Here is an 8,283-nt window from a genome sequence, read left to right as displayed (position 1 = left end):
TCACCGAGCTGATCGCGCGGGGCAGCACGGAGCCGGCCCGGGCCGGCGAACCGGCCGGGCAGCAGTAACCGAGTACGGCACAGGGGAGAGCATGCGGGTCCTGGTGGTGGAGGACGCCCGGCGGCTGGCGGACGCGATCGCCCGCGGCCTGCGGGCCGAGGGGATGGCCGTCGACGTCGCCTACGACGGGCGCGAGGGTCACCAGAAGTCGATGCTGACCCGGTACGACGTCGTCGTGCTGGACCGCGACCTGCCCGAGATGCACGGCGACGACGTGCTGTCCGAGATCGTCGCGGCGTCCGACACCACCCGTGTGCTGATGCTCACCGCGTCCGCCGGGGTCGAGGACCGGGTCGACGGGCTGTCCCTGGGCGCCGACGACTACCTGACCAAGCCGTTCGCGTTTCCCGAGCTGGTCGCCCGCATCCGGGCGCTGGGCCGCCGCTCGTCGCCGGCGGTCCCCCCGGTGCTGCGGATCGGCGACCTGGAGCTGGACCCGGCCAAGCGCACCGTCACCCGGTCCGGCCGGCCGCTGGAGCTGACCCGCAAGGAGTTCGGCGTGCTCGAGGTGCTGCTGGCCGCGGGCGGGTCGGTGGTCTCGAGCGAGGAACTGCTGGAACGGGTCTGGGACGAGAACGCCGACCCGTTCACCACCACCGTGCGGGTGACGATGATGACCCTGCGCCGCAAGCTCGGGGAGCCCGGGATCATCGAGACGGTGGTCGGCTCCGGCTATCGCGTGGGCGCGGGCTGACCCGCGCGGCACGAGCCCGGATGAACGAGCCCCGATGAGTGGGCCGGCGGAGCGCGCCCGGACGAGCGACAAGGACGAGCCGAACGGTCCGGCGCGCCGGCGCCGGGGCCCGATCGACGCCCGGCAGAGCCTGCGGCTGCGGCTGACCCTGCTGTCCACCGCGCTGCTGGCCCTGGTCGGCGCGCTGCTGCTGGCGCTGTCCTACCTCGTCGTCGGCCGGGTCGTCGCGGCGCTGCCGCGGTTCCCGCCGGGCACGCTGGTCGAAGTCAACGGGGCGCTGGTGGAGGCGTCCGCGGCGGCTGCGGCGATCGCCGCGCAGGGGCGGCAGATCGTGCTGATCGTCGGCCTGATCGCCTTCCCGTTGCAGGTGCTGGCCGGCGCGCTGCTGTCCTGGCTGCTGATCGGGCGGGCGCTGCGCCCGCTGTTCACGCTGACCCGCACCGCCCGGGTGCTGTCCGAGTCCTCGCTGGACCGCCGGATCCGGCTGCCCGGCCCGCGGGACGAGGTGGCCGACCTGGCCGACACGTTCGACGAGATGCTGGACCGCCTGCAGGCCGCGTTCGACGCCGAGCGCCGGTTCGTCGCCAACGCCTCGCACGAACTGCGCACCCCGCTGTCGGTGATCCGCACCGAGGTCGAGGTGACCCTGGCCGACCCGGCGGCCGACGTGACCCAGCTGCGCGAGATGGGCGCGGTGGTGCTGGAGGCGACCGACGGGGCGGACAAGCTGCTGACCTCCCTGCTGCTGCTGGCCCGGACGCAGGCCCGTGGCGTCTCGGTGCGGCAGGAGGTCGACCTGGCCGAGCTGGTCGGGCCGACGCTGCAGGTCAACGAGGCGGCGATCGCCGAGCGGGGGCTGGCGGTGACGGTGTCCGGCGGTCCGGCGCCGGTCTCCGGGGACCCGGCGCTGCTCGGCCGGCTGATCGGCAACCTGGTGGAGAACGCGGTGCGGCACAACGTCACCGGCGGCTGGATCTCGATCGCCACCGGCGGGTCCGACGCCGTGCCGGCCGGCGGCGTCGACGGCGCCGTCGCCGGCGATGCGGTGCTCGAGGTGGCCTCGTCCGGCCCGGTGATCGACGCCGCGACGGTGGCCGAGCTGTTCGAGCCGTTCCGGCAGGGCCGGCGGCCGCGGACCGGGCAGCGGGGGACGGGGCTGGGCCTGTCCATCGTGCGGGCCGTCGTCGCGGCGCACGATGGCGTGGTCGACGCCGCTCCGGTGCCGGACGGAGGATTGCGGGTACGGGTCCGGCTTCCGTCGGCGGACGCGCCGCCGGCACCCGGCCCGTGACGCCGGCGCCGGCGCCGGCGCGGGACAGGAAGGGAGGCCGGAGGTGCTGCTGACCAGGGCGGTGGCCGACGGGATCCGGGACGGGTCGGTGAGCGCCGTGTTCCGGCGGTGGGACGCGCCGCGGGTGCGGGTGGGCGGCACCCAGCGGACCGGCGCCGGCGTCATCCGGTTCACCTCGGTGCAGCAGGTGGCGCAGGAGTCGTTGACCGAGGACGACGCCCGCGGGGCCGGGATGCCGTCGCTGGCCGCCCTGCACGCCGCGAACCGGCGCGGGCGGGGCGCGCAGCTGTACCGGATCGGGGTCGCCTTCGACCGGCCGGACGAGCGGGTGGCCCTGCGGGCCGCGCTGCCGACCCCGGCCGAGATCGCCGAGATCGCCGCGACCCTGGACCGGATGGACCGCGGCCGCCGGACCGGGCCCTGGACGCGCGAGATCCTGACGCTCATCGAGGCCAACCCGGCCGTCCGGGCGCCCGACCTGGCTGCCTCGCTCGGTCGCGAGACCAAGCCGTTCAAGCTCGACGTGCGCAAGCTCAAGGAGCTTGGGCTCACCCACAGCCTGGACGTCGGCTACGAGCTCTCCCCGCGCGGGGCGGCCTTCCTGGCCGCCGAGCACGGCCTCCCGGCGCCGGGCCCGACGGGCGCGTCGTAGGCGGGGCGCCCAGGCCCAGCACTGCCCGGCCCAGCACTGCCCGGCCGGGCAGGTCCCGGCCGGGCAGCAGGCTCTCGTTGGCCGAGCCTGCCCGGCCGGGCGGGTCCCGGCCGGGCACCCCTAGCGCCGGACCACCACCGGGTTGCTGGTGCTGCCGTCGATGTTCGCCGGGTCGGCCGGGACGTACGTGGCGGTGTACGTGGTGCCCTTGCCGCCGCGCGGGGCCAGGAACACGAACAGCCCTGACCGCTGGAGGCCGGTGGCGCCGACCGTCCGGCCGTTGGCGGCGATCTGCACGGTCCCGGTGGCCGGCTGGCCGTTGTCCAGGACGACGACGCCCAGCAGCAGGGTGCCCAGGAACGGCAGGGACAGCCCGGGCGCCAGCAGCGTGCCCGATCCCGCCTTGGTCACCGTCACCGTGACCGGCGCCGAGTCGGCCGCCGGGACGGCGCCCGCCCCGGATCCGCCGCCGGAGTAGTGCGCGACGACGTCGTAGCTGCCGGCGGGCGTGCCGGCCGGCAGCGGAAGGGTCGCGGTGCCACCGGTGACGGGCGCGGTGCCCAGCACGGTGTCGCCGCTGCGGAACTCGACGGTGCCGGTGGGCTCGGCGGACGCCTGCACCGTGGCCGTCAGGACCACCTGGGCCAGCCCGTAGACCTGGCTGGCCGGGCTGGCGGCCAGTGTCACCGAGGAGGTCGCGGTGATCGTCAGGGGGATCGTCACGACGGTGCCGGACGGGTCCGCGGTCAGCGTCAGCGTCGCCGGACCGGCGGCGATCTGCTCCGGCAGGTCGAACTTCACCGTGGTCGCGCCGGCCAGCACGGTGAACGGGCCGACGTCGACCGGCTCGCCCGACGCGGGGGTGAGCCGGCCGGCGAGGCCGGTGTTCGCCGGCGCGCCCCGGCTGGTCAGGTCCAGGCCGGCGACGTCGAAGCTGACCGGGCCGCCGGCGGCGACCTCGGTCGGCTGGTTCGTCACCTGGACCGCGTGCCGGGCGAAGTCCGGCGCCAGCGGGCTCTTGTCCGTCAGGTAGGCGATCCAGGCGTCCCGGTCGATCAGGCCGGAATCCGTGGTGCCGGTGCCCTGGGTGAACACCCGGAAGTTGTCCCCGCCGGACAGCAGGAACGAGAACGTGCCCACGCGGTAGGTCGCCGCCGGATCGAGCGGCGTGCCGTCGATCGTCACCGAGGTGATGTGCGAGCCCTCGGGGGCCTGCGGGTCGAAGGTGTAGGTGACGTTGTCCGACAGCCCGAGCTGGAGGTAGGGCCGGCTGGGCACGTTGCCGTTGGCGTCGCGCTGCCACTGCTGCTCGAGCATGGTCGTGACCTGCGCACCGGTCAGCGAGGTGGTGCCGAGGTTGTTCAGGAACGGCAGCACCCCGTTGGCCTCGGAGTAGAGGATGGCGCCGTCCGCATCGGCCGGGTTGGCCGCGTTGCGCGCGAAGCACAGGTCCGCCCGCAGCCCGCCCGGGTTGACCACGCCGAAGTCGGCCTTGCCCCGGTCCGCCGGCGCGAGCGAGTCCCGCAACGCGTTGGCGACCAGGTTGCCCAGGGTCGACTCGGCGGCCCGTTTGTCCCGCGGCCCGGACTGCCCGGCCTGCACGCAGGCCGCCGCCGGGTCGGTGTAGGCGGTGGTGATGTCGGCCGTGAGGGTGCCGACCTGCTGGTTTCCGACCTGCGTGGCGTTCGCCAGGGCCGCGGTGACCGTGGCGTCGACCGGCCCCAGGACCGCCGGGAAGGCGGCGATCAGGTCGGCGGCGGGGGTGGTGGTCCGGGGCACGTTGCGCACGGTCGAGGCGGTCACCGCGCCGGTCTCCCGATCGACGGTCAGCGTGATCTGGCCGACGTTCGCGCCGTAGCTGCCGGTCTGGATCACCGGCCGGGTCGCCGAGCCGCCGGGGACGGGGGCCTGGTACGCGTAGGTCTGGTGGGTGTGGCCGTTGAGGATGGCGGACACCTTCGGCGACGTGCCGTTGACCAGCCCGGCGAAGACGTCACTGGTGAGGTTGTCGGCCAGGGTTCCGCTGCGCGGGCCGCCCTCGTGGTAGTCGGCGATCAGCACGTCGGCCTCGCCGTTGTCCGGGTTCCCGTCGGTGAGCCGGTCGGCCACCCGGTTCACCGCGGCGACGGGATCGCCGAAGTCCAGCGTGCTCACGCCGGCCGGCGAGACCAGGGTGGGCGTCTCCTCGGTTACGGCGCCGATGACGCCGACCCGGACCCCGTTGACCGTGTACACGCCGTACTCGGGCAGCGCGGGTGTCGTGGTGCCCTTCTGATACACGTTGGCGCCCAGGTAGTCCCACTGGGCGTTGCGCGTGCCGGCGGGGCCGATCACCCGGTCGGTCAGATCCGCGAAACCCTGGTCGAACTCGTGGTTGCCGACCGCCGACACGGCCATGCCCAGCTCGTCGAACACGTCGATGGTCGGCTGGTCGCCGGCGACGGCGGAGGCGAACTCGGAGGCCCCGATCAGGTCGCCGGCCCCGACCAGGAGGGTGTTGGCCCCGTTGGCGCCGTCGGCCTGCCGGAGCTGTTCGACGGTCCCGGCGAACTGCACCGTGGTGGCGTTGATCCGACCGTGGAAGTCGTTGACGGTCAGGATGTTCAGCGTCACCGGGTCGGCCGCGGCGGCGGGCGCGGTGCCCACGACCACCTGGGCCAGGACCACCGCCCCGGCCGTTCCGACCGCGGCGACGCGCCGCCCGATCCGATGCTGCCACCGTTGCCGCATTCGTTCGCCCCTGTCCGGTTTGATCGGAATAGTTGCTTCGTCGGCTTTTTCGCGCGGCGAAGGGAGGTTAATCATCATGAACATGGGCGAACGATGTGCAAACGTCAAGAGCTGGATGAGTGACGGTTCGCCGTCCGGAGTGTCGACCGGATCCGGTCCAGAGTGCGGGCCGCCGTCGGCAGCGCGGCGCAGGCCGACCGCCAGGAGGCGGCGGCGGCGCGATACCGGCCGTGCGCCAGCAGGTTCCGGGCCGCCGCGGCCATCTGCGCGCGGGTGGCCCGCACGGGGTCGAGGGCCGTCGCGACCCCGAGGGCGAGGCAGCGGTCGGTCGTCGCGGGTTGGTCCGCCCCCAGCGGCAGCAGCAGCATCGGCACCCCCAGGGCGAGCGCCCCGAGCACGCTGCCGGACCCGCCGTGGCACACCAGCAGGTGGCAGCGGGGCAGCAGGACCTGTTGCGGCACATGGCGTTCGACGCGCACCCGGGCCGGCCGTGGGCCGAGCTCGGCCGGGTCGATCCCCGGCCCGACGGTCACCACGACGGACGCGTCCAGCCGGCTCAACCCGCCGGTGACCCGATCGAACAGGTCCCCGGATTCCTGGTGGAAGACGGTGCCGAGGGTGAACCAGACGACCGGCCGGTCCGGGACCCGGTCGAGCCAGTCGAGGACCGCACCCGGCGGGCCGGCCCCGCCGGGGGCCTGCTCCAGCGCCGCCGGACGGGTCCGCAGGACCGGCCCGGGTAGCGGGTCGGCGGGGTTCCGGAAGCCCGGTGGGGCGGGTTCGACCATCAGCACGGGGGGCGCCGGCGGGCCCGGCCGGCCGAGCTCCCGAGCGGTCCGGGCCACGCCCGCGGCCCACCGGTCCCGTTCCGTCGTGCCGCCGGCTCCGAGCACGACTACCTCGACCCGAGGCACCCCGAGCGCGTCCGCCGCGATCGCGGCTCCGGCGTCGACCTCGTCGTGCAGGATCAGGTCGGGTCGCCAGGTGCGGCCGATGCCGATGAGGCGCGTCGCGCGCTCCCGCGCGATCCGCCGGGCGAAAACGTTCGCGAGCACGGCCGCCTCGGCCGCCCGGTCGACCGGCGCCGGCGGCCGGCGAACGGCTGCGTCGGCCAGCGTCCGGCCGCCGCTGTCGACCGTGGTGAACCCGGCCGCCGCGACCGGGCCCATCATCGCCGCCTGGCCGGTGGCCAGGACGCGGTCGCCGGCGGAGCGGGCGGCCGCGGCCAGCGGCACGAGGGGCAGGAAGTGCCCGGTGCCGCCGGCGAAGGCGACCAGCAGGCGCACGTCAGGACGGGGCCGTGCGCTCGGCGACGCCGCGGACGAACGCGGCCTGCCCGACGTGCTCCAGGGCGTCGTCCAGCACGCTGACCAGCCGCACGCCCAGGGTGACCGGCGGGTCCCAGGCCTCGTCGACCACGCGGTCCAGGTCGGCGTCGGTGAGGCCGCCGAGCAGCTCCCGGGCCCGCGCGTGGGTGGCCTCGAAGTACCCCAGCAGGTCGTCGGCCGACGGCTGGACGAGGGCGACGTCGGCCGGGGTCTGCCCGTAGCCGTGCACGTCGTCGGGGAACGGAAGCGCGAAGCGGGCCGCCCACCCGTCGGCGATCCAGACCTGGGGCGTGCCGAACGCGCCGGCCAGGTGATCGTCCTCCACCCGGGTCAGGTGCCAGATCAGCCACGCGATGGTGTTGGCCGACGGGTCCACCCGGTAGGTCAGCAGCGCGGGCGGGAGCCCGTCCAGCACCGCCCTGGTCGATTCGGCGATCCGCCCGTAGCCGTCCAGCAGCAGATCCGCGGTCCCGGCCATGGCAAGCTCCTTCACGAGTCGATGAACCATCCGATCGCGACGCTAGACCAGGGGTCCGACGGTCCGCCGCGGTCCGGCCGTGCCCCGGCCGTACGGCGGCGGTGTCCCGGCCGTGCGGCGGCGGTCGACGGGCGGTCGCGTGCGGTCGACCGTGCCGGGTCGGCCTGGTCGGTCCCGGGGTCGGTGGTGGTCAGGGGCGGCCGGCGGGCCGCCGGAACGGAGGGTGCGTGCACGCCAACGTCGAACAGGTCGCCCGGGCGCTGGCCGCGGCCGGGGCCGCGGGGCAGGTGCGGATGCTGGCCGACGCGGTGCGAACGGCCAAGGACGCCGCTGCCGCCCTGGGCTGCACCCCGGCGGCCATCGCCAACAGCCTGATCTTCATGGCCGGGCCACCGGCCGGCGCGCCCGGGACGGCCGAGCCGGTGCTGATCCTGACCAGCGGCGGCCACCGGGTCGACACGGCGCACGTGGCGTCGCTGCTCGGGGTCGGGGAGCTGGGCCGGGCGACGCCGGAGCAGGTGCGGGCGGCGACCGGACAGCCCATCGGCGGCGTGGCGCCGGTGGGGCACCCGGCACCCGTGCGGACGTTCGTGGATCGTGCCCTGGCGCCCTATGACGTGGTCTGGGCGGCGGGTGGCATCCCGCACGCGGTCTTCCCGACCAGCTACACCGAGCTGCTGTCGATCACCGGCGGCGAACCGATCGAGGTGGCCCCGGCCGGGCCGGACGGGCCCTGAAACGCCGGAACCGCCCGCCGGCGCAAGCCGGACGGGCGGTCCCGGGAACCAGTGCTCAGGCGGCCTGGAAGTCCTCGGCGGACAGGCCGCGCACCCGGCGCGGGTTGCCGACCAGGGTCGGCCGCGGCTCGGTGGCCGGCTGCGACGCCAGGGCGGCGTCGAGGCCGCGGACGCGCTTCGGGTTGCCGACCATGCCGGTGTCCGAGACGTGGGACGCGATGGCGGAGACGTGCATGACAATCACCTTCTGTTCGCTGGGGGGCCGTTGCTCGCTGACCGCGAACGACTGTGGTCGCGTCTTCAATTGTGAATG

The 8,283-nt window shown here is 75.2% G+C and carries 8 protein-coding genes; 4 read left to right on the top strand and 4 right to left on the bottom strand.

The features are described from left to right. The first annotated feature begins 91 nt into the window (after window positions 1–91). From ACOJUF_RS25915 to ACOJUF_RS25905, 3 genes are read left to right on the top strand one after another with little or no spacing between them, the layout of a single operon-like run. Window positions 92–754, top strand: coding sequence for a response regulator transcription factor (locus ACOJUF_RS25915; protein ID WP_420124685.1), 663 nt, complete (start codon window positions 92–94; stop codon window positions 752–754). Between the two features lie 34 nt (window positions 755–788). Further along, window positions 789–2,045: a sensor histidine kinase gene (locus ACOJUF_RS25910; protein ID WP_420124684.1), complete on the top strand. Its 1,257-nt coding sequence runs from the start codon at window positions 789–791 to the stop codon at window positions 2,043–2,045. Window positions 2,046–2,088: 43 nt separating this feature from the next. Continuing rightward, a complete protein-coding gene (locus ACOJUF_RS25905; RefSeq protein ID WP_420124683.1) occupies window positions 2,089–2,697 on the top strand; it encodes a hypothetical protein in 609 nt (202 codons plus the stop codon). Window positions 2,698–2,817: 120 nt separating this feature from the next. Here the strand turns inward: ACOJUF_RS25905 and ACOJUF_RS25900 are convergent, their stop codons facing one another. The 3 genes from ACOJUF_RS25900 to ACOJUF_RS25890 all read right to left on the bottom strand — a co-directional run bounded on the left by ACOJUF_RS25900 (window position 2,818) and on the right by ACOJUF_RS25890 (window position 7,233). Then, entirely contained in the window at window positions 2,818–5,427 is a 2,610-nt protein-coding gene (locus ACOJUF_RS25900; RefSeq protein WP_420124682.1) for a 5'-nucleotidase C-terminal domain-containing protein, read from the bottom strand. Window positions 5,428–5,531: 104 nt separating this feature from the next. Further along, on the bottom strand, window positions 5,532–6,713 hold the full coding sequence (locus tag ACOJUF_RS25895) for a glycosyltransferase (RefSeq protein WP_420124681.1): 1,182 nt from the start codon (window positions 6,711–6,713) through the stop codon (window positions 5,532–5,534). A 1-nt stretch (window position 6,714) separates the two neighbouring features. Then, window positions 6,715–7,233 (bottom strand): mycothiol transferase, encoded by a 519-nt coding sequence (locus ACOJUF_RS25890; protein ID WP_420124680.1) that lies wholly within the window; start codon window positions 7,231–7,233, stop codon window positions 6,715–6,717. A gap of 227 nt (window positions 7,234–7,460) precedes the next feature. Here ACOJUF_RS25890 and ACOJUF_RS25885 point away from each other — a divergent pair, with 227 nt between their 5' ends. After that, window positions 7,461–7,970: a YbaK/EbsC family protein gene (locus ACOJUF_RS25885; protein ID WP_420124679.1), complete on the top strand. Its 510-nt coding sequence runs from the start codon at window positions 7,461–7,463 to the stop codon at window positions 7,968–7,970. Between the two features lie 55 nt (window positions 7,971–8,025). Here ACOJUF_RS25885 and ACOJUF_RS25880 read toward each other — a convergent pair whose 3' ends face one another. Beyond that, window positions 8,026–8,205 (bottom strand): hypothetical protein, encoded by a 180-nt coding sequence (locus tag ACOJUF_RS25880; protein WP_420124678.1) that lies wholly within the window; start codon window positions 8,203–8,205, stop codon window positions 8,026–8,028. Window positions 8,206–8,283: the final 78 nt, after the last annotated feature.

It is taken from the genome of Nakamurella sp. (genome assembly GCF_048594475.1).
Lineage (GTDB): Bacteria > Actinomycetota > Actinomycetes > Mycobacteriales > Nakamurellaceae > Nakamurella.
This window is presented reverse-complemented; position numbering and strand designations above follow the sequence as displayed.

Bases quoted from the DNA above. Each gene is read 5' to 3' on its own strand.
- ACOJUF_RS25915 (WP_420124685.1), top strand. From the start codon at position 92: ATGCGGGTCCTGGTGGTGGAGGACGCCCGGCGGCTGGCGGACGCGATC.
- ACOJUF_RS25910 (WP_420124684.1), top strand. From the start codon at position 789: ATGAGTGGGCCGGCGGAGCGCGCCCGGACGAGCGACAAGGACGAGCCG.
- ACOJUF_RS25900 (WP_420124682.1), bottom strand. From the start codon at position 5,427: ATGCGGCAACGGTGGCAGCATCGGATCGGGCGGCGCGTCGCCGCGGTC.
- ACOJUF_RS25890 (WP_420124680.1), bottom strand. From the start codon at position 7,233: ATGGCCGGGACCGCGGATCTGCTGCTGGACGGCTACGGGCGGATCGCC.
- ACOJUF_RS25880 (WP_420124678.1), bottom strand. From the start codon at position 8,205: ATGCACGTCTCCGCCATCGCGTCCCACGTCTCGGACACCGGCATGGTC.